The organism is Variovorax sp. Soil_C_19 (assembly GCF_057657255.1).
This window is the reverse complement of the sequence record NZ_JBDGIV010000021.1, coordinates 41,559-65,315: the sequence shown is the minus strand read 5'-3', so window position 1 is coordinate 65,315 and position 23,757 is coordinate 41,559. Positions and strand designations below refer to the sequence as shown.

Here is a 23,757-nt window from a genome sequence, read left to right as displayed (position 1 = left end):
TCCAATGAAAAATGCCCTCCAGACAACGCCTGGAGGGCACTTCTCGCGGACTCAACGCCGACTATTTACACAGACTGGGCGAGGGCGGCTTTTTTTTGCCTTGGCCAATCAGGCCGCGAGTCGCTGCTCGATGGCGGCCCGGGTCTCGGGCAGCTCCTTCGGCAGGTGGTGCTTGAGCTGTTCGAACAGCTCGGCATGCAGCTTCAGCTCGGCCTCCCAGGCGGCCTTGTCGATGCTGGTGACGCTCTTGAACTGCTCGGCGCTGAAGTCCAGGCCGGTCCAATTGAGCTCTTCGTAGCGCGGGCTGACGCCGAACACATGGTCGACGCCCTCGGCCTTGCCCTCGATGCGGTCGATCATCCACTTGAGCACGCGCATGTTCTCGCCATAGCCGGGCCAGACGAACTTGCCGTCGGCGCCCTTGCGGAACCAGTTGGTGGTGAAGATGCGCGGCTGCTTGGCGCCCGAGGCCTCGAGCTTCTTGCCCAGATCGAGCCAGTGCTGGAAGTAGTCGCTCATGTTGTAGCCCATGAAGGCCAGCATCGCGAACGGGTCGCGGCGCACCACGCCCACCTGGCCGACGATGGCGGCGGTGGTCTCGGAGCCCATGGTGGCGGCCATGTAGACGCCTTCGGTCCAGTTGCGGCCTTCGGTGACCAGCGGCACCGTGGTCGAGCGGCGGCCGCCGAAGATGAAGGCATCGATCGGCACGCCGGCCGGATCGTCCCAGGCCGGGTCGAGCGCCGGGTTGTTGGTGGCGGCCACGGTGAAGCGCGAGTTCGGGTGCGCGGCCTTGGCGCCGGTTTCCTTGGCGATGGCCGGGGACCAGTCCTTGCCCTGCCAGTCGATCAGGTGCTCGGGCAGCTGCTTGCCGGGCACGTCGTCCTCGAGGCCTTCCCACCAGACGTCGCCGTCGTCGGTGAGCGCCACGTTGGTGAAGATCACGTCGCGGTCCAGGCTCTTCAGGCAATTCGGGTTGGTCTTGAGGTTGGTGCCGGGGGCCACGCCGAAGTAGCCGGCTTCGGGGTTGATGGCGTACATGCGGCCATCCTTGCCGGGCTTGATCCAGGCGATGTCGTCGCCGATGGTGGTGACCTTCCAGCCTTCGAAGCCGGCCGGCGGCACGAGCATCGAGAAGTTGGTCTTGCCGCAGGCCGACGGGAACGCGGCGGCCACGTGGTACTTCTTGCCCTCGGGCGAGGTCACGCCGAGGATCAGCATGTGCTCGGCCAGCCAGCCTTCGTCGCGGCCCATGGTCGAGGCGATGCGCAGCGCGAAGCACTTCTTGCCGAGCAGCGCGTTGCCGCCGTAGCCCGAGCCGTAGCTCCAGATCTCGCGCGTCTCGGGGTAGTGGACGATGTACTTGGTCTTGTTGCAGGGCCAGGAGACGTCCTTCTGGCCGGGCTCGAGCGGCGCGCCCACGGTGTGCACGCAGGGCACGAACTCGCCGTCGGCGCCGAGCACGTCGTACACGGCCTTGCCCATGCGGGTCATGATGCGCATGTTGACGGCCACGTAGGGGCTGTCGGAGAGCTCGATGCCGATGTGGGCGATGGGCGAGCCGAGCGGGCCCATGCTGAACGGCACCACGTACATGGTGCGGCCCTTCATGCAGCCGTCGAACAGCGGCTGCAGCGTGGCGCGCATCTCGGCCGGGGCCATCCAGTTGTTGGTGGGGCCGGCGCTTTCCTTCTGCTCGGAGCAAATGAAGGTGCGGTCCTCGACGCGTGCGACGTCGCTCGGGTCAGACAGTGCGAGGAAGGAATCCGGGCGCTTGGCCGGGTTGAGCTTCTTGAAGGTGCCCGCGTCGACCAGTTTCTGGCAGAGGCGGTCGTACTCTTCCTTGCTGCCGTCGCACCAGTAGATGGACTCGGGTTTGCAGAGCGCGGCCATTTCGGCCACCCAGGCAATCAGTTTCGCGTTCTTGACGTATGAGGGTGCCTGAATGGCGAGGCCCTGCATCGCGGGTGCGTTCATCGGAAATCTCCTAAGTTGAAAAATCGTCTTTCCGAACGGGACGCCGTACCGGCATGGCACGGAGGTCCGTTTGAGAAAACGTTTCGCCTCGCGGAGACTGCGTCACCCGGGGCCACCCGGCCCACGGACGAAGACGCAACCGGCTGTCAGGCCAGGTAGACGGCGATCGATGCCAGGAGGAGCATCAGCACCGCGCCTGCCACGGGGAGCACGACGGGCATCAGGTGCACGACCGATTCGACGGCATCTGCTTCAACGGCCGCGGCATGGCCGGGCTCGACGGGAGTGGTGTTGGACATGGGAATACCTCGAATGCACAAAGACGGAAAAACTGCGGGCATTTTACAGATGGACCCCGTCCATCTGGTCTAGGGGGTTCCGAGCCCCCTTTTTCAGTGCTGCTCCTCGGCCTCGAAGCCGGCCTCGTGCAGCGCGCCCAGCACGCTCGCGAGGTGGGCCCGTCCGCGGGTCTGCAGCACCAGCTCGATGTCGACGTTCTGCGCCGCCAGCATGGTGAAGGCGCGCTGGTGATGGACTTCGTCGACGTTAGCGCCCGCTTCTGCCACCGTGGCGGTGATCTGGGCCAGCGAGCCCGGCACGTCGCGCGCGCTCACGCGCACGCGGGCGAGCCGGCCGGCGCGCACCATGCCGCGCTCGATGATCGCCGCGAGCAGCAGCGGGTCGATGTTGCCGCCCGAGAGCACCAGCCCCACGCGCTTGCCCTTGAAGCGCTCGGGATGCCGGATCAGCGCCGCCAGGCCGGCCGCGCCGGCGCCCTCGACCAGCGTCTTCTCGATCTCGAGCAGCATCAGCACGCCCTGCTCGATGTCGCCCTCGTCGACAAGCAGCAGGTCGTCGACGTGGCGCGCGATGATCTCGCGCGTCAGCACGCCGGGCGTTCCCACTGCGATGCCTTCGGCGATGGTGCTCTTGCCCTGCAGGTGCTGCGTGCCCTTGACTGCATTCACCATGCCGGGGAAACGCGTGGTCTGCACGCCGACGATCTCGATGCCGGGCCTGCGGTGCCGCGCCGCGACGGCCATGCCGGCGATCAGCCCGCCGCCGCCCACCGACACCACGAGCGTGTCGAGTTCGGGCACAGCATCGAGCATCTCGAGCGCCACGGTGCCCTGGCCCGCGATGATCGCTTCGTCGTCGTAGGGATGCACGAAGCTGAGGCCTTCGCGTTCGGCCAGCTCGAGCGCATGCGCGCGCGCCGCATCGAGCGTGTCGCCATGCAGCACCACCTCGGCCCCGAAGCCGCGCGTGCGCTCGATCTTCACGCCCGGCGTGAAGCGCGGCATCACGATGAGCGCGCGCAGGCCCAGGCGCTCGGCGTGGTAGGCCACACCCTGCGCATGGTTGCCGGCCGACATCGCGATCACGCCGCGGGCGCCGCCCTCGGACAGGTCGACCAGCTTGTTGCAGGCGCCGCGCTCCTTGAACGAGGCGGTGAACTGCAGGTTCTCGAACTTCAGGAACACCTGCGCGCCGACGATCTCGGAGAGCGTGCGCGACTCCACGCAGGGCGTGTCGAGCACCTGGCCCCGCAGGCGCGCCGCGGCACGCTGGATTTCTTCGATTCCAACCATGGCGGGCATTGTGGCTGGAATCGCACCATCAGGGTTTTTACCGTTCCCGCATCTTCCCGAAGCCAAAACTCTGCGCTATGGTCGCTTCAGTAATTTCCTCATGCCAGGAGGTCGGTGGATGGTCAAGCGCGCGGGTGTCGATGTGGTGGCTGCTGCTGTGCGCGGGCAGGCATTGCCGTCGCCCGGGCTCAAGGGCGCGCCGGTGCTGGAGCTCATGTGCTCGCACTTCGTGCTCACGCTGGCCGCCAAGCAGGGCCCGCGCTTCAACGTGCGCCGCGACATCAACGGCCTGCTCTCGCTGACCGGCCGCCACCTGGTGTGGCCGCTCGCGGTGCTGCAGCGGCTGAGCGAGTTCCTCGGCCGGCGCTGCGCGGGCAACGAGGCCTGGAAGGGCGTCGAAGACCTCGACGGCCGCACGCTGCTCGAGCGCCATGGCGTGTGGCGCGGCCCCTATGAGGAAGGCACGCTGTTCTTCTACCTCGACGAGTACGCGAAGGACCATCCCAAGGACCTGCTCTCGGTGCTGTCCGTCACGCGCGACTGGCTCACGCATGCGCTGCGCAAGCAGTCGACGCTGGTCGAGAAGAACATCGATGCGCTCGCCGGCCTGCTGCAGCTCAACAAGGCCGAGCGTGCGCTGCTGCTCTACGGCACGCTCGCGCGCTACCAGCGCGACCTGCGCTCGCTGCTGGTGGAGTTCAAGGTCAACAACGCGCCCGAGGCCTATGCCGCCATCGCCGACATCGCGGGCGTCAATGCAAGCGAAGTCGGCGAGGCGCTGCGTGCGGGGTCGCGGCTCGAGCGCATCGGCCTGGTCGAGAACCTGATCTCCGAGCACAACATCACCGACCTGGCCGATCTCATGAAGGTCAGCGAGAAGCTGCCGCCGGTGCTGATGCGTGAGTACCGCGACCACAACGAGCTCATGGCCGTGTTCACGCGGCCCTCCGCAAAGAGCACGCTCACGCCCCACGATTTCTCCTTCGTCGAGGAAGACGCGCAGATGCTCGTCACGCTGCTGCGTGCGGCCGTGGCGCGCAAGGAGCCTGGCGTCAACGTGCTGCTCTACGGCCCGCCCGGCACGGGCAAGACCGAACTCGCCAAGGTGGTGGCGCAGGCCGCGGGGCTCGATCTGTTCGAGGTCGAGTACGCCGACCGCGACGGCAACTCGCTGTCGGGGCGCGACCGCTACCGCTCGCTACAGATCGCGCAGGTGTTCCTCAAGGGCAGCGCCCAGGCGGCGCTGCTGTTCGACGAGGTGGAAGACGTCTTTCCGCCCATCAGCACCGAGGCCGCGCAGTTCATGGCGCGTGCCGAGCAGGTTCCGGCGCCCCCGAGCGGCAGCGTGAGCGGCAAGGCCTGGGTCAACCAGATCCTCGAGGCCAACCCCGTGCCCACGCTGTGGGTCACCAACCGCATCGAGCAGATCGACCCGGCGTTCCGGCGCCGCTTTGCCTACCACCTCGAACTCAAGTCGCCGCCGCCCGGCGCGCGCGAGCAGCTCGTCAAGAAGACGCTCGACGGCATCGTCGTGTCCGAGGCGTTCACCGCCAAGCTGGCAGAGCGCAAGGGGCTCACGCCCGCGCAGATCCGCACCGCGGTGCGCTTCGCGGGGCTGGCCTGCACCGACGGCGCGTCGATGGAGGCGCTGATCGAGCGCCAGCTGCGCAACGCCGACCTCGCGCTCGGCACGTCCGATGCCGGGCTCGGCGAGCGGCGCAACGTCACCACCTACGACCTCGACATGCTCAACGTCGAGAGCCGCTTCGAGGTGCCGCGCATCGTCGCGGCGCTCAAGGCGCGCGGCCACGGCACGCTGTGCTTCTATGGCGCGCCGGGCACCGGCAAGACCGCGCTCGCCGAGCACATCGCCCGAGCCATCGGCCGGCCGCTCATCATCAAGCAGGCCAGCGACCTCATGAGCAAGTACGTCGGCGAGACCGAGCAGAACATGGCCGCCATGTTCCGCGAGGCGGAAGCCGAAAAGGCCGTGCTGCTGCTCGACGAGGCCGACAGCTTTCTGCAGGACCGCCGCGGCGCCCAGCGCACCTACGAGGTGACCGAGGTCAACGAGATGCTGCAGGGCATGGAGCGCTTCAACGGTGTGTTCGTGTGCACCACCAACCTGCTCGAACGGCTCGACCAGGCGGCGCTCAGGCGCTTCACGTTCAAGATCAAGTTCATGCCGCTGACCGCGCAGCAGCGCGAGCGCATGTTCGTGACCGAGGCGCTCGCGGGCGATGGCGCGCTGCTCACGGGCGAGACCCGCGCGCGGCTCGCGCAACTGCGCCAGCTGTGCCCGGGCGACTTCGCTGCGGTGAAGCGGCAGACCGACATTCTGGCGGTCGAGTTCTCGGCCGCCGAATTCCTCGACCAGCTCGAGGCCGAACACCGCATCAAGCCCGAGGTGCGCGAATCGCGCGGCATGGGTTTCGTGCAGTAGGTAGCCAGGCAGCAGTGAGCGAACGCCGGCGGGGGGCCGGCCGCACGCAGAAAAAAAGAACACAGGGAACGCAGCGACAGGAGGAGGCTTTCGATGACAGAGCAAAAGACACATGCCGCAGCGGCAGGGGGCATGCCGCGTTTCACTTTATGGCGGTTCGCGGCATTCGCAGGGACGGGCCTGCTTTGCGGCGCGATCGCCGCATGCGGCGGCGGTGGGGGAGGCGGCGGCGGCGGGTTTCCGATCATCCCGGGCGGGGGCAATCCCCCGGTCGGCGACGGCGGCGGCGACGGGCCGGGCGACCCCGATGCGATCGTGGCCTCGGCGAGCGTGGCCGGCCTGTGCGCCGCGCCGCGCGCCGGCACCAATCCCGCGACCGGTGCCGCCTACCCCGACCGGCCCGGCACGCTGACCGACGAGAAGCGGTGGGTGCGCGGCTGGATCGACGAGACCTATCTCTGGTATGGCGAGGTGCCGACCACGCTCAAGGCCGCCGACTACGCCACACCGGTCGCGTATTTCAACGTGCTCAAGACGCCGGCGCTCACGCCCTCGGGTCGCGCGAAGGACCGCTACCACTACGTCGTCGACACCGAGCGCTATCGCCAGCTCTCGGAAGCCGGCGTGTCACCGAGCTACGGCATCGAGCTTGCCGTGCTGCGCAGTTCGCCGGCGCGCAACATGCGCATCGCCTTCGTCGAGCCGAACTCGCCGGCCGGCAGGGCCGGACTGCCGCGTGGCGCCAAGCTGGTGGAGGCCGACGGCGTCGATGTGGTGCGCGCCACCGGCACCGCCAACGTCAATGTGATCAATCGCGCCATCTCGCCGCAAGAAGCCGGCGAGTCGCACACCTTCGTCTTCGAGGTGGGCGGCGTGCGGCAGGCGCCGGTCCAGCTCACGGCCGAGCAGGTGCGGCGCACGCCGGTGCAGTTCGTCAAGAGCATCGACACCGGCAGCGGCCGCGTCGGGTACCTGCTCTTCAACGACCACATCACCACCTCGGAGATGCAGCTCATCAATGCGGTCAACCAGCTGCGCAACGACGGCGTGCAGGACCTGGTGCTCGACATGCGCTACAACGGCGGCGGGCAGCTCAACATCGCGAGCCGGCTCGCCTACATGGTGTCGGGGCCGGCCGCGACCGACGGCAAGGTCTTCGAGCAACTGGTGTTCAATGACAAGAACCCGTTCCACCTGCTGCCGGCGCAGACGCAGATACCGTTCTACGGCACCAGCCGCACGGGTGCGGCGCTGCCCCGGCTGGGGCTGTCGCGCGTCACCGTGCTCGTCGGTCCGGACACCTGCTCGGCCAGCGAGTCGGTCATCAACGGCCTGCGCGGCGCCGACGTGAGCGTGAACCTGGTCGGCGGTACAACCTGCGGCAAGCCTTACGGCTTCTCGCCGCAGGACAACTGCGGCACCAGCTATTTCGCGATCCAGTTCCAGGGCGTGAACGCGAAGAACTTCGGCGACTACGGCGACGGCTTCCGGCCCGACTGCGCCGTGGCCGACGACTTCGCGCATCCGCTCGGCGACCCGGCCGAGGCGCGGCTCGCCGCGGCCCTGGCGATGCGCAATGGCGGCGCCTGCCCGGCGATATCCGCCAAGACCCTGCCGGGGGTCGAGAAGCCCGGCATGTCGGAAACCGAGCCCTATTTGCGCGACCGCTCGCCGCTGCGCGAGATGCGCGTGCTCGACATGCCGGGCGCGCCGGCAGCACCGGGATGACCGGCGCCGGATTGGCGTAAACCCTGCGGTCTTTCGACTCTCTTGCTGCGCAAGCGCGCGGCCGATAGAGTGGCCTTCATCAGTAGCAAACGTTTGCGCAAACGTTTGGCATTTTGTTCTACACGGCTTCGGCCGCCATGAGGAGACCACGATGAAGATGCGAATCCAGCGCCGCCGGTGGCTCGGCGCGGCCTTGCTCGCCACGGTACTTTCGGCCTGCGGCGGGGGCGGCAGCGGCAACGACGGCTTTGCGCTCGCGCCGGGTTTCGGCGCCGCGCCGCCGCCCGCGCAGAAGATCATCATCGACAGCGACTACAACACCATGAGCGACGACGGCCAGCTCGGCGTGATGGCCGCGCAGCTCCAGGCCGAGGGCAAGGTCGAGGTCCTCGGCATCACCGTGGTGTCGGGCAACAAGTGGCTGCGCCAGGGCGTGGCCGAGGCGCTGAAATCGGTCGAGCGGCTCGGTGTGGGCCACCGCATCCCCGTGTTTGCAGGCGAGAACTACGCGTTCAACCACGACCGGGCGGCGATCGAGGCCGAGCTGGCGGCCGGGGCCGGCGGCGACGGCTATCTGGGCGCCTGGAGCACGCCCGAGCCCAAGACCGACGCCGAGCTGGCGCCGATTCCCGACGGCTTCGCCACGCACACGCAGGTGCAGCCGCGCAGCGCGGTCGACTTCATCATCGACACGGTCAAGGCGCATCCGCACGAGGTGACCCTGCTCGCGATCGGCCCACTCACCAACATCGCCAAGGCGGTGCAGCGCAGCCCCGAGATCGTGCCGTTGATCAAGCAGATCATCTACATGGGCGGCGCCGTCCATGTGCCCGGCAACACCACCAAGGCGGCGGAGTTCAACTGGTGGTTCGATCCCGACGCCGCGCAGTTCGTGGTGCGGCTGCCGATCCCGCAGGTGGTGGTGCCGCTCGACGTGACCGACACCGTGCTCATGGACAAGGCGATCTACGACCGCATTGCGCACCCGCCCCGCCCCACCGCGGTGACCGAGGCGTTTCGCCAGGAGTGGTTTGCCGCCGACTTCGAGAAGGACCCGAACCACACCTCGAACATCTGGGGACACGCTGACCATCGCCTACCTGCTCGATCCCGCCTACGCGACCCAGGTCTCGGAAGAGTACGTGGACGTGATCGCGCGGCCGGGCGATCCCGAGAACGGCCGCTCGGTCGGCTACACGACGCCGCCGGCGGGCGCGCCGCTGCAGAAGATGAAGGTGGTGACGCGTTTCGACAACGCGCGGTTCTTCGCGCTCTACGTGGATCTGCTCACGCGGCCGGTGCCGGTGCGCCTGCCGCGCTGAGGCCGCCTAGAAAGCCGAGCACACCCGCAGCACCTCGCTGCCATAGGCCTCGAGCTTCTTCGTGCCGATGCCGCTGATGCCCTGCAGGTCTTCGAGCGTGGCCGGTGCGCGCTCGGCGATCGCAGCCAGGGTGGCGTCGTGGAAGATCACGTAGGCCGGCAGGTTGTGCTCGCGCGCCACCTCGGCGCGCCAGGCCTTGAGCGCCTCGAAGCGCTTCTGGCCCTCGGCGTCGAGGGCGGCCGCGGCCGGTGAGGGCGCGCCTCGCGCGGCCTTCTCGCGCCGCGCCTTGCCGCTGCGTGCGGCGGGCGACGAGATCGATTCGCGCAGCGACACCAGCGTCTCGCCGCGCAGCACAGCGCGGGAGGCTTCGGTGAGCTTGAGCGTGTTGTAGGCCTCGGCGTCGACCGCCACGGCGCCGATCGCGATGAGCTGGCGCAGCACGCCACGCAGCTGCACCTCGCTGAATTCCGCGCCGAGCCCGAAGGTGCTGATGCGCTCGTGCCCGTACTGGCGGACCTTGTCGGTCTCCTTGCCGCGCAGGATGTCCATGACATGGCCCGAACCGAAGCTGATGCCGCTTTGCTGCTGCACGCGGTACACCGTGGACAGCAGCTTGCGCGCCGCATCGGTGCCATCCCACACCTGCGGCGGATTCAGGCAGTTGTCACAGTTGCCGCAGGGCGTGCTCTTCTCGCCGAAGTAGCCCAGCAGCCGCACGCGCCGGCAGTCGCTCGCCTCGGCCAGCGAGAGCAGCGCGTCGAGCTTGCCGCGCATCACCTGCTTGAACTCCTCGCCCGCGGGGCTCTCGTCGATCATGCGGCGCTGGTTGACCACGTCCTGCAGACCGTAGGTCATCCAGGCATCGGCGGCTGCGCCGTCGCGGCCGGCGCGGCCGGTCTCCTGGTAGTAGCCCTCGATGTTCTTCGGCATGTCGAGGTGCGCCACGAAGCGCACGTCGGGCTTGTCGATGCCCATGCCGAACGCGATGGTCGCGACCATCACGATGCCTTCCTCGCGCAGGAACCGGTCCTGGTGCCGCTGGCGCACCGCTGCGTCCAGGCCCGCGTGGTAGGGCAGGGCATTGATGCCCGCGCCCTGCAGCATCACGGCCACGTCTTCCACGCGCTTGCGCGACTGGCAATAGACCACGCCCGCATCGCCCTCGTGCTCGCGTTCGATGAAGCGCAGCAGCTGCGTGGTCGCGTCCTTCTTCTCGACGATGGTGTAGCGGATGTTCGGCCGGTCGAAGCTCGAGACGAACTGGCGCGCCTCTTCGAGCTGCAGCCTCTCGACGATGTCGGCCCGCGTGAGCGCGTCGGCCGTGGCCGTGAGCGCGATCCGCGGCACGCCGGCATAGCGCTGGTGCAGCACCGTGAGCGCGCGGTACTCGGGGCGGAAGTCGTGGCCCCACTGGCTCACGCAGTGCGCCTCGTCGATCGCGAACAGCGAGAGCTTGCCGCGCGCGGCAAGCGCGTCCATCAGCTCGAGGAAGCGCGGCGTGGTCACGCGCTCGGGCGCGGCGTACAGCAGCGTGATCTCGGCGCGCGCCATGCGGCGCTCGACGTCCTGCGTCTGCTGCCAGTCGAGCGTCGAGTTGAGGAAAGCCGCGTCCACGCCGGCCTCGTGCAGTGCGCCCACCTGGTCGTGCATCAGCGCGATCAGCGGCGAGACCACCACCGCGAGGCCGTGCCCGGCGCGCTGCCGCGCGATGGCCGGGATCTGATAGCACAGCGACTTGCCGCCGCCGGTGGGCATCAGCACCAGCGCATCGCCGCCGGCCACCACATGCTCGACGATGGCTTGCTGCGGCCCGCGGAACTGCGCATAGCCGAAGACCTCGTGGAGGATGTCGGCGGGCGCGCTCGACGTGCTGTGGTCGGCGTCGGAGGGGAGGGGGGCAAGCGAGGACACGGGCGGCAGGCGGGCGGCGGAAGAACGGAACGAACGAAGGAAAAGGCGAAGAGGGAGCGCGGCCGTGGATTGTCCCCCAGCCACCAGGAAATGACCGTGGCACGAGGTTTGCAATCACAACGCCAGTCTCGAAGCCCTTCTTGTATAGACAGCAAAGTGGTGCATTGTCGTCCTGCCATGCACCGAATAGGTTCTCTCGGGTTATCCTGTATATACAAGTTGGGGCACACGGCAACAATGCGAGGCGCGCGCCACCCGGACGGACGACGGGGGCGCATCGCCGAGCCATCTCTTTCTCAAGAACGGAACCAGGAGTCCCCATGGTCAAGACGCTAGTTGTGAAGATTTCCCCGCTGCTGGCAGCGCTCGCCTGCACCGCAGGCCTGGCCGGCACGGCCGCTGCGCAGGAAACCAAGATTGCGCTCGGCATGTCGGGCTGGACCGGCTTTGCGCCGCTCACGCTGGCCGACAAGGCGGGCATCTTCAAGAAGAATGGCCTCGACGTCGAGATCAAGATGATCCCGCAGAAGGACCGGCACCTTGCGCTGGCCGCGGGCGCGATCCAGTGCGCCGCTACCACCGTGGAAACGCATGTGGCCTGGAACGCCAACGGCGTGCCGATCGTGCAGATCTTCCAGATGGACAAGTCCTACGGCGCCGATGGCATCGCGGTGCGCAACGACGTGAAGAGCTTCGCCGACCTCAAGGGCAAGACCATCGGCGTGAGCGCGCCCGGCACCGCGCCGTACTTCGGCCTGGCCTGGATGCTCAACAAGAACGGCATGACCTTGAAGGACGTGAAGACCGTCTCGCTCGAGCCGCAGCCCGCCGCGCAGGCCTTCGTGGCCGGCCAGAACGACGCGGCCATGACGTACGAGCCGTACCTGTCGACCGTGCGCGCCAATCCGGCGGCCGGCAAGATCCTGGCCACCACGCTCGACTACCCGATGGTGATGGACACCGTGGGCTGCGCGCCGACCTGGCTCAAGGCCAATCCCAAGGCCGCCGCCGCGCTCACCAAGTCGTACTTCGATGCGCTCGAGATGATCAAGGCCGACCCGGCCAAGTCGAACGAGATCATGGGCTCGGCCGTCAAGCAGAGCGGCGAACAGTTCGCCAAGTCGTCGGCCTACCTGCGCTGGCAGGACAAGGCCGCGAACCAGAAGTTCTTCGCAGGCGAGCTCATGAGCTTCATGAAGGAGGCCACGACGATCCTGCTCGAAGCCGGCGTGATCCGCAAGGCGCCCGAAGACTACGCCGCCACCTTCGATGCCAGTTTCGTCAAGTAAGGCCCTGCCGCCGATGGCGCCACGCGCAGCGCCTGCCGGCGAGGTCACGCAGCCCGCAGGGGCCGCGCCCGCCGCACCGGCTCCGCCCCTGCGGCGGCGCCGCGCATTCGCGCCGCTCGAACCCATCGGCGCGCGTGCGCGGGTACTGCTCGGGCTCGGCTTCTTCGTGGTGTTCGTGCTCGCGTGGTCCGTCGCCACGCTCGGTGGCTTCGTCTCGCCGACCTTCCTCGCAAGTCCGCCGACCATGGTCAAGGAAGGCTGGCTGCTCTTCACCGAGTACGGCTTCAGCCTGGACGTGGGCATGACGGTCTGGCGCGTGTTCGGCGGCTTCGTGCTGGCGGCCGTGTTCGCGGTGCCGCTGGGCATCGCCATGGGCACGTGGAAGACGGTCGAGGCCTTCTTCGAGCCCTTCGTCTCGTTCTGCCGCTACCTGCCGGCCTCGGCCTTCATCCCGCTGCTCATCCTCTGGGCCGGGCTCGGCGAAATGCAGAAGCTGCTCGTGATCTTCATCGGCTCGTTCTTCCAGATCGTGCTGATGGTGGCCGTCACCGTGGGCGGTGCGCGGCGCGACCTCGTCGAGGCGGCGTACACGCTGGGCGCCAAGAGCCGCGGCATCGTCGCGCGCGTGCTCATCCCCAGTGCCGCGCCGGGCATCGCCGAGTCGCTGCGCCTGGTGCTCGGCTGGGCCTGGACCTACGTGATCGTGGCGGAGCTGATCGGCTCGTCCTCGGGCATCGGCCACATGATCACCGACAGCCAGGCGCTCCTGAACACCGGCCAGATCATCTTCGGGATCATCGTGATCGGCGTCATCGGGCTGGTGTCCGACTTCGCCTTCAAGGCGCTCAACCGCCGCCTCTTCGCCTGGGCCGCACTGTGACGACAACGACGATGACGAACAACCAGCTTTCGATCCAGGGCGTGTCGCGCGTCTTCACCGGTGCCAAGGGGCAAAGCACGCAGGCGCTGCTGCCGATCGATTTCGAGGTGCGCGAGAACGACTTCGTCACCATCCTCGGGCCTTCGGGCTGCGGCAAGTCGACGCTGCTGCGCATCGTCGCGGGGCTCGACTTTCCCACCACCGGCCAGGTGCTGCTCGACGGCGAGCGCATCGAGGGGCCGGGTGCCGACCGCGGCGTGGTGTTCCAGAGCTACACGCTGTTCCCCTGGCTCACGGTGGCCCAGAACATCCGCTTCGGCCTGCGCGAGCGCGGCATGAGCGAAGCCGAGCAGAAGGAGCGCAGCGCGTTCTTCATCGCCAAGGTGGGCCTGCGCGGCTTCGAGAACCACTATCCGAAGCAGCTCTCGGGCGGCATGCAGCAGCGCACCGCCATTGCGCGCGCGCTCGCCAACGACCCCAAGATGCTGCTGCTCGACGAGCCCTTCGGCGCACTCGACAACCAGACCCGGGTGCTGATGCAGGAACTGCTGCTCGGCATCTGGGAATCGGCGCAGAAGACGGTGCTGTTCGTCACGCACGACATCGACGAGGCCATCTTCATGGCCAACCGCGTGGCCGTGTTCAGCGCCAGGCCGGGCCGCATCAAGACCGAGATCGCGGTCGACTTCCCGCATCCGCGCAAGTACACGATCAAGACCTCGCCCGAGTTCATGGCCATCAAGGCGCGCCTGACCGAAGAGATCCGGGCCGAGTCGATGGCGGCGGCCGAGCATTGAACAGGCGACCGGACCCGCAATGACCCCCGCCGCACGCCGCGCCGACCCCTCGCTTGCGCTCTATGCGCAGGTCAAGGACCACATCTCGCGCAAGATCCAGGACGGCACCTGGCCGGCCGGCCACCGCCTGCCGTCCGAGAGCGAGCTGGTCGCGCAGTTCGGCATTTCGCGCATGACGGTGAACCGCGCGCTGCGCGAGCTCGTGGCGCAGGGGCGCATCGTGCGCATGGCCGGCGTCGGCAGCTTCGTGGCCGAGACCAAGCCGCAGTCCACGCTGCTGCAGATCGCCAACATCGCGAGCGAGATCCGCCAGCGCGGCCACGACTACCGCTGCGAGATGCTCGCCGTCGAGCGCCTCGCGGCCTCGCCCGACGTGGCCGCCTGGCTCGACATGCGCGCGGGCAGCTCGGTGTTCCACAGCGTCTGCCTGCACCTGGACAACGACACGCCGGTGCAGCTCGAGGAGCGCTACGTCAACCCGCAGGTCGTGCCCGACTACCTCGCGCAGGACTTCGCCGCGGTGCCGCCCAGCGAATACCTCGTGCGCCACGTGCCCTTCGACCAGATCGAGCATGTCGTCGATGCCGTGCTGCCCACGCCCGAACAGGCCGGCCACCTCGCGATGGCGCCCGCCGATCCCTGCCTGCTGCTGACGCGCCGCACCTGGACGCGCAACATCCCGGTGACGTGGGTGCGCTGCCTGCACCCGGCCTCGCGCTACAGCCTGGGCAGCCGCTTTCGCGCCGACGGCAATCCTTCATTCGGATGAGCCCGCGACGGCAACCAAAGTCTTCTGACGCAACCACTTGTATAGACAGGTTCACATGGCCCAACCTTCCAACCCCGCCACCCTGACCCTCACGCCCGGCCAGGTCGACCTTGCGATGCTGCGCCGCATCCACCAGCACAGCGGCCTGCGCCTTGCCCTCGATCCGTCGGTGCAGGAAGGCATGGCCCGTGCCGAAGCCGCCGTGCGCCGCATCGTCGAGAACGACGAGGTGGTCTACGGCATCAACACCGGCTTCGGCAAGCTCGCGAGCACGCGCATCGGCAACGACCACCTGGCCGACCTGCAGCGCAACCTCGTGCTCTCGCACAGCGTGGGCACGGGCGAGCCGCTGGCCGCGCCGGTGGTGCGGCTGGTACTCGCCACCAAGGCCGTGAGCCTGGCCCGCGGCCATTCGGGCGTGCGGCCCGCGCTCGTCGATGCGCTGCTGGCGCTCTTCAATGCGGGCGTGATGCCGCGCATCCCGTGCAAGGGCTCGGTCGGCGCCTCGGGCGACCTCGCGCCGCTCGCGCACATGGCCTGCGTGCTGATCGGCGAAGGGGAAGCGACCCTGCCCGACGGCCGCGTGGTCGGCGGTGCCGAGGCGATGCGCAGCGTGGGCCTCGAACCCTTCGTCCTCGGCCCCAAGGAAGGCCTGGCGCTGCTCAACGGCACGCAGGTGTCGACCGCGCTCGCGCTCGCGGGTCTTTTCGGTGCCGAGAACGTGTTCGCCTCGGCCTTGATGTCGGGCGCGCTGTCGCTCGAGGCGATCCAGGGGTCGATCAAGCCCTTCGACGCGCGCATCCATGCGGCGCGCGGCCAGCCGGGGCAGGTGGCGGTCGCGGCGGCGGTGCGCACGCTGCTCGACGGCAGCGAGATCGTGCCCTCGCACGCCGACTGCGGGCGCGTGCAAGACCCGTATTCGGTGCGCTGCATTCCGCAAGTGATGGGCGCCTGCCTCGACAACCTCGCGCATGCCGCGCGCGTGTTGGCGATCGAAGCCAATGCGGCATCGGACAACCCACTGGTGTTCTGCGACACCGGCGAAGTGATCTCGGGCGGCAACTTCCACGCCGAGCCGGTGGCCTTCGCGGCCGACATCATTGCGTTGGCCGTGAGCGAAGTGGGCGCGATCGCCGAGCGCCGCATCGCGCTCTTGCTCGACACGGGCCTGTCGGGCCTGCCGCCGTTCCTGGTGCACGACGGCGGCCTGAATTCGGGCTTCATGATCGCGCAGGTCACGGCCGCGGCGCTCGCGTCGGAGAACAAGTCGCTCGCGCATCCCGCGAGCGTCGACAGCCTGCCCACTTCGGCCAACCAGGAAGACCATGTGTCGATGGCCACTTTCGCGGCGCGCCGGCTCGGCGACATGGTGAACAACACGGCGGTCGTGGTGGGCATCGAAGCGATGGCCGCCGCGCAGGGCATCGAACTCAAACGCGGCGTGGCCCCCGGCGGCGGGCTCAAGAGCTCCGCGCTGGTCGAAGCCGAATTCGCCAACATCCGCCAGAAGGTCGCCTTCCTCGAGCGCGACCGCTACCTCGCACCCGACATCGAAGCCATGCGCCAGTGGGCGCTCGCAGCCGAGCTGCCGCGCGCGCTGCGCGACATCCTTCCCAGCCATTCCTGAAACTGGAGATCCACCGATGAATGCTCCCGACACCCTCGCGCTGCAAGGCGCCGACCCCCGCCACGACCCGACGCGCGTGATCCGCGCCCCGCGCGGCAGCCAACTGAACTGCAAGAGCTGGCTCACCGAGGCGCCTTTCCGCATGCTGCAGAACAACCTCGACGCCGAGGTCGCCGAGCGGCCGCAGGACCTCGTGGTCTATGGCGGCATCGGCCGCGCCGCACGCAACTGGGAATGCTTCGACCAGATCCTCGCGTCGCTCAAGGAGCTGGGCGACGACGAGACGCTGCTGATCCAGTCGGGCAAGCCGGTCGGCGTGTTCAAGACGCACCCGGATGCGCCGCGCGTGCTGCTCGCCAACTCGAACCTCGTGCCCAAGTGGGCCAACTGGGAGCACTTCAACGAGCTCGACCGCCTCGGCCTCTTCATGTACGGCCAGATGACCGCGGGCAGCTGGATCTACATCGGCAGCCAGGGCATCGTGCAGGGCACCTTCGAGACCTTCGTCGAGGCCGGCCGCCAGCACTACGGCAACAGCCTCGCGGGCAAGTGGATCCTGACGGCCGGCCTGGGTGGCATGGGCGGCGCGCAGCCGCTCGCGGCCACGCTCGCGGGCGCGGTGTCGCTCAACATCGAATGCCAGCAGTCGAGCATCGACTTCCGCCTGCGCACGCGCTACGTCGACAAGCAGGCGCGCGACATCGACCATGCGCTCGAACTCATCCGCCAGCACTGCGATGCGAAGGAGGCGGTGTCGATCGCACTGCTCGGCAACGCGGCCGATGTGCTGCCCGAACTGGTCAAGCGCGCGAAGGCCGGCGGCATCCGGCCCGACCTCGTGACCGACCAGACCTCCGCGCACGACCTGATCAACGGCTACCTGCCCGCGGGCTGGAGCGTTCCGCAGTGGCAAGCCGCGATGAAGGACCCGTCGCAGCACGACGCCCTCCGGACCGCCGCCGCCAAGTCGTGCGCCGTGCATGTGCAGGCCATGCTCGACTTCCAGGCCATGGGCATTCCCACGGTCGACTACGGCAACAACATCCGCCAGGTCGCGTTCGACGAGGGTGTCGCCAATGCCTTCGACTTCCCGGGTTTCGTGCCGGCCTACATCCGGCCGCTGTTCTGCGAGGGCAAGGGCCCGTTCCGCTGGGTGGCGCTCTCGGGCGACCCCGAAGACATCTACAAGACCGATGCCAAGATCAAGGAACTGTTCCCCGACAACACGCACACGCACCGCTGGCTCGACATGGCGCGCGAGCGCATCGCCTTCCAGGGCCTGCCCGCGCGCATCTGCTGGCTCGGCCTCGGCGAGCGCCACATCGCGGGGCTGGCATTCAACGAGATGGTGAAGAACGGCGAACTCAAGGCGCCCATCGTCATCGGCCGCGACCACCTCGACACCGGCTCGGTCGCGAGCCCCAATCGCGAGACCGAAGCGATGAAGGACGGCACCGATGCGGTGTCCGACTGGCCGCTGCTCAACGCGCTGCTCAATACCGCCGGCGGCGCGACCTGGGTCAGCCTGCACCACGGCGGCGGCGTCGGCATGGGCTATTCGCAGCATTCGGGCGTGGTGATCGTCTGCGACGGCACCGACGCCGCGGCGAAGCGCATCGCGCGCGTGCTCTGGAACGACCCCGCCAGCGGCGTCATGCGCCATGCCGATGCGGGCTACGACATTGCCGTCGCCACCGCGAGGAAGCAGGGGCTCAAGCTGCCGATGGTCCGCTGAGGGCGCGCGTTGCGGCCGACAAAGGTAAGCCGAAGGTAGGAAGAAAAACCCAGCCAATTCCCATTCAATGGGAATGAAGCCTTGGACGTGGGAACGGCCGGCCAGATACTGCAGACCGCATTCCGCCACTCCATCCGACGCCCACGCCCTTTCCGATGACGCCGCCGACCGATGCCTCCGCTCACAACGACCGCGCACTGCGCGTGCTGTCGGTGCTGGCGCAGTGCAATTCGGCCCTGACCGCGGCGCAGCTGGTGGAGGAAACCGGCTTGTCGAAGAGCACGCTCTATCGGCAGATCGCGATGCTGCGGCGCTGGGGCTTCGTGATGGAGTCCGACGGGCGCTATTCGCCGGGCCCGGTGAGCGTGCAGCTCGCGAGCGGCTTTGACGGCAACTCCGACCTCGTGATGGCCGCGCGTGCCGACATGCGCGCGCTCGCGCAGCAGAGCCATGAAAGCGTCGCGCTGGTCACGGCCGTGAACGACCGCGTGGTGTGCCTCGAGATGATTGACAGCGAGCATTCGCTGCGCTGCTCGTTCGACCGCGGCCGCAGCGTGCCGGCGCGCGACGGCGCGAGCGCCAAGTGCCTGCTGGCCCACATGCCGGCCGAGCAGCGCGATGCGCTGCTCGACGCGCTCGGCGAACCGCCTGAACAACGCGCGCGGCGCGCCAGCGAACTCGACGCGATCCGCGAGGCTGGCCATGCGGTGACGCAGGGCGAGGTCGATGCCGGCGTCTGGGGTGCCAGCGCACCGCTGCTCGCGGCCAACCGGCGCCTGCGCGGCGCGATCACGCTGATGGCGCCGCTCACGCGCGTCGAAGGCATGGAAGCTGCATTGCGCCACATGGCCGTCGTCACAGCGGCGCGCATCTCTCGCGCGCTGCAGTAGCCCGCAGCGCGCGCACCCTTCGTCTTTCCCTTTTTTTCTCACCACGGAAGCTCCTCAACATGAACACCCGTCGCACCCTCGTCGCCGCCGCACTCGCCGGCCTCGCCTTCTTCGGTCTTGCCGGCGCTGCACAAGCGCAGGGCGAGCCGCTGCGCGTGGCCACTGATGCCACCTTCCCGCCGATGGAGTTCGTCGAGAACGGCAAGCGCACGGGTTTCGACGTGGAGCTGGTCGAGGCCATCGGCAAGACCCTGGGCCGCAAGGTCGAATGGATCGACATCGACTTCAAGGGCCTGATCCCCGGACTGATCTCGCGCCGCTTCGACATGGCCGTGTCGGCCATCTACATCACCGAAGAGCGCAGGAAGGTCGTCGACTTCACCGCGCCCTACTACGCGGGCGGCCTCGTCGTGATGGTGAAGGAGGGCAACACGTCGATCCAGAAGCCGGCCGACATCAACGGCAAGAAGGTCAGCGTGCAGGTGGGCACCAAGTCGGTCGCCTTCACGAAGGAGAAGTACCCGCAGGTGCAGCTGCTCGAAGTCGAGAAGAACCAGGAGATGTTCAACCTCGTCGACATCGGCCGCGCCGATGCCGCGGTGACCGGCAAGCCTGCCGCCTACCAGTACGTGCGCACGCGCGGCGGCCTCAAGGTGCTGCCCGAGCAAATCACCACCGAGGAATACGGCATGGCGATCCGCAAGGACACGCCCGAGCTCACCAAGGCGGTGAACGGCGCGATCGAGAAGCTCAAGGCCGACGGCACCTATGCGCAGATCGTGAACAAGTGGTTCAACAGCAGCGCCAAGTAAGCGCGCCATGGATCTGGATTTCTCGCCGGTCTGGCAGGGCTGGCCCGCGCTGCTTCGCGGCGCGCTCGTCACCGTGGAGATCACCGCCTGCGCACTGCTGCTGGGCTGCGTGGTCGGCCTGCTGGTCGGCATCGGCCGACTGAACCCGAAGCGGCGCTGGCTCTACGGCATCTGCACCGCCTATGTGGCGGCCATCCGCGGCACGCCGCTCCTGGTGCAGCTGTTCATCCTGTTCTTCGGCCTGCCGCATTTCGGCATCCTGCTGCCGGCCTTCCTGTGCGGCGTGCTGGGGCTCGGCGTGTATTCGGGCGCCTATGTGTCGGAGATCGTGCGCGGTGCCATCCAGTCGATCGACCGCGGCCAGACGATGGCGGCGCAGTCGCTCGGCATGACGCCGGGCGTGGCGATGCGCGAGATCGTGCTGCCGCAGGCGGTGATCCGCATGATCCCGCCGCTCGGCAACGAGTTCATCGCGCTCATCAAGAACTCGGCGCTGGTGTCGCTGCTCACCATTCACGACGTGATGCACGAGGGGCAGAAGATCATCAGCGTGTCGTACCGCTCGCTCGAGGTCTACCTGGCCATCGCGCTCGTGTACTTCGTGCTTACGGGCACGATGACGCTGGTGCTCCGGCACTTCGAGCGCAAGCTGGGGCAGGGCGGGCTGGTGCGATGAGCGTGGTCCGCTTTTCCCGCGCCACGCTTCCCGCCACCCCCTGGAAGAACGGCGGCGGCACCACGCAGGAGATCGCAAGCTGGCCGCCGGGCGCGGGGCTCGATGCCTTCGGCTGGCGCGCGAGCATCGCGACCATCGCGCAGCCCGGCCCGTTCTCGGTCTTCGCGGGCATCGACCGCCAGATCATGCTGCTCGAAGGCGACGGCGTGCGCCTCTTCACGCACGACGCGCGCATCGACCACCGGCTCGACGTGCCGCACCGACCGTTCGCCTTTCGCGGCGACGAGGCCATCGATTGCACGCTGCTCGGCGGCGCCTCGAACGACTTCAATGTGATGGTGCGCCGCGGCCAGTGGCGCGCCGAGCTGCAGCTGCTCGACGACGCTGCAACCATCGCGCCCGCGCCGCATGGCGTGCTGCTCGCGCTGCGCGGTGCCTGGCGCATCGGCGACGCCCATTGCGCCGAAGGCGAGGGCCTGTCCTGGACCGACGAGCACACGGCGGCATGGCAGGCCGTACCCGCCGAGTCCGGTGCACGGCTTCTCGCGGTGCGCATCATGCCGGCGTAAGCTGCGGAAAGACAACCCCACACACATGACATCCGCCAACCGATTTCCCTCGGCCGACGGCCTCTGGACCGCGCTGCGCCTGGCACCGGGCGCAGCGCCCGGCGCTGCGCCGGACACCGAGGCCGACGCCACGATCGCCGTCACCGGCGGCATGGTGCGCTGGGTCGGCGCACGCCATGCGGTGCCGGCCGAGTTCGCCGGCCTCGCGCCACACGATGGCGGCGGCGCGCTCGTCACGCCCGGCCTCGTCGACTGCCACACGCACCTCGTCTACGGCGGCCAGCGCGCCAACGAATTCGCGATGCGGCTCGCGGGCGCCAGCTACGAGGAAGTGGCGCGTGCCGGCGGCGGCATCGTGTCGTCGGTGCGCGCCACGCGCGAGGCCGACGAGGACACGCTCTTTGCCGCGGCCGCCGCACGCCTCGAGCAGCTGCTGGCAGACGGCGTCTGCGCGATCGAGATCAAGTCGGGCTACGGCCTCTCGCTCGAACACGAGCGCAAGCAGCTGCGCGTGGCGCGGCGCCTGGGCGAAGCCTACGGCGTGACCGTGCGCACCACCTTCCTCGGTGCGCATGCGCTGCCGCCCGAGTACGCCAACCGCAGCGGCGATTACATCGATGCGGTGTGCCGCGAGATGCTGCCCGCGCTCGCGGCCGAAGGGCTGGTGGACGCGGTCGACGTGTTCTGCGAGCGCATCGCCTTTTCGCTCGACGAGACCGAGCAGGTGTTCCAGGCCGCGCAGGCGCTCGGCCTGCCCGTGAAGCTGCATGCCGAGCAGCTCTCGGACATGGGCGGCGCCGCGCTGGCCGCGCGCTATGGCGCGCTCTCCTGCGACCACATCGAGCACCTGTCGGCCGAGGGCATCGCGGCCATGCGCCGCTCGGGCACGGTGGCCGTGCTGCTGCCCGGCGCCTACTACACGCTGCGCGACACGCACCTGCCGCCCATCGAAGCGCTGCGCGCCGCCGGTGTGCCGATGGCCGTGTCGACCGACCACAACCCCGGCACCTCGCCCGCGCTCTCCTTGCTGCTGATGATGAACATGGCCTGCACGCTGTTTCGCCTGACCGTGCCCGAGGCGCTGGCTGGCGTCACCGTGCATGCGGCGCGCGCGCTCGGCCTGCAGGCCACGCACGGCGCCATCGCTCCGGGCATGCCGGCCAACTTCGTGCTGTGGAACGTGCGCGATGCGGCCGAGCTCGCCTACTGGTTCGGCCAGCGGCCGGTGCGCTGCGTGGTGCGGCAGGGGCGTATTTCTTTTCCCTCTCCCTCTGGGAGAGGGCAGGGTGAGGGCCTGCGGCCATGAATGCGAGCCCTCACCCCAACCCTCTCCCAGAGGGAGAGGGAGCAGGACAAACGCTCTTCGCAGCCGATGCGCTGCTGCCCGCAGGCTGGGCCAAGAACGTCCTGCTGACGTGGAACGACGCGGGCCAGCTCACGCAGGTACGAGCCGGTGCGCAACGCAGCGCCGACACGCCGGCCGCCCACGGCCCGGTGATCCCCGGCATGCCCAACCTGCATTCGCACGCCTTCCAGCGCGCGTTCGCGGGGCTCACCGAACACCGTGCCGAGGCCACCGACAGCTTCTGGAGCTGGCGCACGCTGATGTACCGCTTTGCCGCGCGCCTCGGCCCCGCGCACATGGAGGCGATCGCCACCTGGCTCTATGCCGAGATGCTCGAGGCGGGCTACACCAGCGTGTGCGAGTTCCAGTACGTGCACCACGACATCGGCGGGCGCCCGTATGCCGACGATGCGACGCTGAGCCTCGCGTTGCTGCGCGCCGCGCAGAACGCCGGCATCGGCTTCACGCTGCTGCCGGTGCTCTACCAGGCGAGCGGCTTCGGCGGCCAGCCCCCCAATGAAGGCCAGCGCCGCTTCATCCGCAGCACCGACTCGATGCTGCGCCTGCTCGAGGCCCTGAAGCCCGTCTGCGACGCGCAGGGCGCACGCCTGGGCCTTGCGCCGCATTCGCTGCGCGCGGTGCCGCCCGGGGCGCTGGCCGAGGCGCTCGCGGGGCGCGACGCGATCGACCGCACCGCGCCGATCCACATCCACATCGCCGAGCAGACCAAGGAGGTCGACGACTGCATCGCCTGGAGCGGGCAGCGTCCGGTCGCGTGGCTGCTCGACCATGCGAAGGTCGATGCGCGCTGGTGCCTGGTGCATGCCACGCACATGGACATGGCCGAGTACGAGCGCGGCGCGGCAAGCGGCGCGGTCGTGGGGCTGTGCCCGACCACCGAGGCCAACCTCGGCGACGGCATCTTCGACTTCACGGCCTGGCGCCGGCACGGCGGCGCCTGGGGCGTCGGCTCCGACAGCCACGCCACGGTCAATGCCGCGGAAGAACTGCTGATGCTCGAATACAGCCAGCGGCTTGCGCGTCGGCAGCGCAACGTCGGCGCCGAGCCCGCGCATCCACACGTGGCCACCGCGCTCACGCTCGGCGCGGTGCAGGGCGGTGCCCAGGCTTCGGGTCGCGCCATCGGCGGGCTGGCCGCGGGCCAGCAGGCCGACTTCGTCGTGCTCGATGCCGCGCACCTCGCGCTGCAGGGCCTCGGCGCCGCCGATGCGTTGTCGTCGCACGTGTTCGCGAGCCACCGCACCTCCGCCATCGACGCGGTCTGGGTGGCGGGCCGGCCGCGCGTCGTGGCCGGACGCCATGCGCTGCACCACGAAGCCGCCGCCGCGTTCGCCGCGGCGCGCAGCGAACTGCTGAAAGAGAATTGAGATCCTC

At 68.7% G+C, this 23,757-nt stretch carries 18 protein-coding genes and 1 pseudogene; 15 read left to right on the top strand and 4 right to left on the bottom strand.

From position 1 onward, the window contains the following. Positions 1–108: 108 nt before the first annotated feature. The 3 genes from AC3A6R_RS25455 to AC3A6R_RS25445 all read right to left on the bottom strand — a co-directional run bounded on the left by AC3A6R_RS25455 (position 109) and on the right by AC3A6R_RS25445 (position 3,569). Positions 109–1,977, bottom strand: a complete 1,869-nt coding sequence (locus AC3A6R_RS25455) for a phosphoenolpyruvate carboxykinase (GTP) (protein ID WP_487865952.1) — start codon at positions 1,975–1,977, stop codon at positions 109–111. Between the two features lie 146 nt (positions 1,978–2,123). After that, on the bottom strand, positions 2,124–2,276 hold the full coding sequence (locus tag AC3A6R_RS25450) for a hypothetical protein (RefSeq protein WP_487860644.1): 153 nt from the start codon (positions 2,274–2,276) through the stop codon (positions 2,124–2,126). A gap of 93 nt (positions 2,277–2,369) precedes the next feature. Then, positions 2,370–3,569: a threonine ammonia-lyase gene (locus AC3A6R_RS25445; protein WP_487865951.1), complete on the bottom strand. Its 1,200-nt coding sequence runs from the start codon at positions 3,567–3,569 to the stop codon at positions 2,370–2,372. A gap of 118 nt (positions 3,570–3,687) precedes the next feature. On the opposite strand from AC3A6R_RS25445, the gene AC3A6R_RS25440 reads away from it, so the two are divergent. The 3 genes and pseudogenes from AC3A6R_RS25440 (at position 3,688) to AC3A6R_RS25430 (ending at position 9,062) form a co-directional block, all read left to right on the top strand. Then, positions 3,688–6,012, top strand: coding sequence for an ATP-binding protein (locus AC3A6R_RS25440; protein WP_487861087.1), 2,325 nt, complete (start codon positions 3,688–3,690; stop codon positions 6,010–6,012). Between the two features lie 93 nt (positions 6,013–6,105). Next, positions 6,106–7,740, top strand: a complete 1,635-nt coding sequence (locus tag AC3A6R_RS25435) for a S41 family peptidase (RefSeq protein WP_487865950.1) — start codon at positions 6,106–6,108, stop codon at positions 7,738–7,740. Between the two features lie 151 nt (positions 7,741–7,891). Continuing rightward, positions 7,892–9,062: pseudogene (locus AC3A6R_RS25430) on the top strand (nucleoside hydrolase). Between the two features lie 6 nt (positions 9,063–9,068). Here the strand turns inward: AC3A6R_RS25430 and recQ are convergent. Continuing rightward, positions 9,069–10,973, bottom strand: a complete 1,905-nt coding sequence (gene recQ / locus AC3A6R_RS25425; protein WP_487860640.1) for a DNA helicase RecQ — start codon at positions 10,971–10,973, stop codon at positions 9,069–9,071. A 320-nt stretch (positions 10,974–11,293) separates the two neighbouring features. Here recQ and AC3A6R_RS25420 point away from each other — a divergent pair, with 320 nt between their 5' ends. The 12 genes from AC3A6R_RS25420 (at position 11,294) to AC3A6R_RS25365 (ending at position 23,750) form a co-directional block, all read left to right on the top strand. After that, positions 11,294–12,262 carry an ABC transporter substrate-binding protein gene (locus tag AC3A6R_RS25420; RefSeq protein WP_487860639.1) on the top strand — a complete coding sequence of 323 codons (969 nt, stop codon included), beginning with the start codon at positions 11,294–11,296 and terminating at the stop codon, positions 12,260–12,262. Positions 12,263–12,275: 13 nt separating this feature from the next. Beyond that, a complete protein-coding gene (locus tag AC3A6R_RS25415) occupies positions 12,276–13,142 on the top strand; it encodes an ABC transporter permease (protein WP_487860638.1) in 867 nt (288 codons plus the stop codon). Positions 13,143–13,153: 11 nt separating this feature from the next. Next, positions 13,154–13,939, top strand: coding sequence for an ABC transporter ATP-binding protein (locus tag AC3A6R_RS25410; protein WP_487860637.1), 786 nt, complete (start codon positions 13,154–13,156; stop codon positions 13,937–13,939). A 19-nt stretch (positions 13,940–13,958) separates the two neighbouring features. Continuing rightward, on the top strand, positions 13,959–14,708 hold the full coding sequence (gene hutC, locus AC3A6R_RS25405) for a histidine utilization transcriptional repressor HutC (protein WP_487860636.1): 750 nt from the start codon (positions 13,959–13,961) through the stop codon (positions 14,706–14,708). A 55-nt stretch (positions 14,709–14,763) separates the two neighbouring features. Continuing rightward, positions 14,764–16,335, top strand: a complete 1,572-nt coding sequence (gene hutH / locus AC3A6R_RS25400) for a histidine ammonia-lyase (protein WP_487860635.1) — start codon at positions 14,764–14,766, stop codon at positions 16,333–16,335. 16 nt (positions 16,336–16,351) lie between these two features. Continuing rightward, positions 16,352–18,070 (top strand): urocanate hydratase, encoded by a 1,719-nt coding sequence (hutU, locus tag AC3A6R_RS25395; RefSeq protein WP_487860634.1) that lies wholly within the window; start codon positions 16,352–16,354, stop codon positions 18,068–18,070. Between the two features lie 155 nt (positions 18,071–18,225). Next, positions 18,226–18,960, top strand: a complete 735-nt coding sequence (locus AC3A6R_RS25390; RefSeq protein WP_487860633.1) for an IclR family transcriptional regulator — start codon at positions 18,226–18,228, stop codon at positions 18,958–18,960. A 59-nt stretch (positions 18,961–19,019) separates the two neighbouring features. Then, on the top strand, positions 19,020–19,772 hold the full coding sequence (locus AC3A6R_RS25385) for a transporter substrate-binding domain-containing protein (protein WP_487860632.1): 753 nt from the start codon (positions 19,020–19,022) through the stop codon (positions 19,770–19,772). A 7-nt stretch (positions 19,773–19,779) separates the two neighbouring features. Next, positions 19,780–20,448, top strand: coding sequence for an amino acid ABC transporter permease (locus tag AC3A6R_RS25380; protein ID WP_487865949.1), 669 nt, complete (start codon positions 19,780–19,782; stop codon positions 20,446–20,448). Beyond that, the gene (locus AC3A6R_RS25375) at positions 20,445–21,017 is read left to right on the top strand and encodes a HutD/Ves family protein (protein WP_487865948.1); all 573 of its coding nucleotides are present in this window, start codon (positions 20,445–20,447) and stop codon (positions 21,015–21,017) included. The genes AC3A6R_RS25380 and AC3A6R_RS25375 overlap by 4 nt, the downstream gene beginning before the upstream one ends. 25 nt (positions 21,018–21,042) lie before the next feature. Further along, a complete protein-coding gene (hutI, locus tag AC3A6R_RS25370; RefSeq protein WP_487860629.1) occupies positions 21,043–22,323 on the top strand; it encodes an imidazolonepropionase in 1,281 nt (426 codons plus the stop codon). Next, entirely contained in the window at positions 22,320–23,750 is a 1,431-nt protein-coding gene (locus AC3A6R_RS25365) for a formimidoylglutamate deiminase (protein WP_487865947.1), read from the top strand. Before hutI ends, AC3A6R_RS25365 begins: the two co-directional genes overlap by 4 nt. The last annotated feature ends 7 nt before the right edge of the window (positions 23,751–23,757 follow it).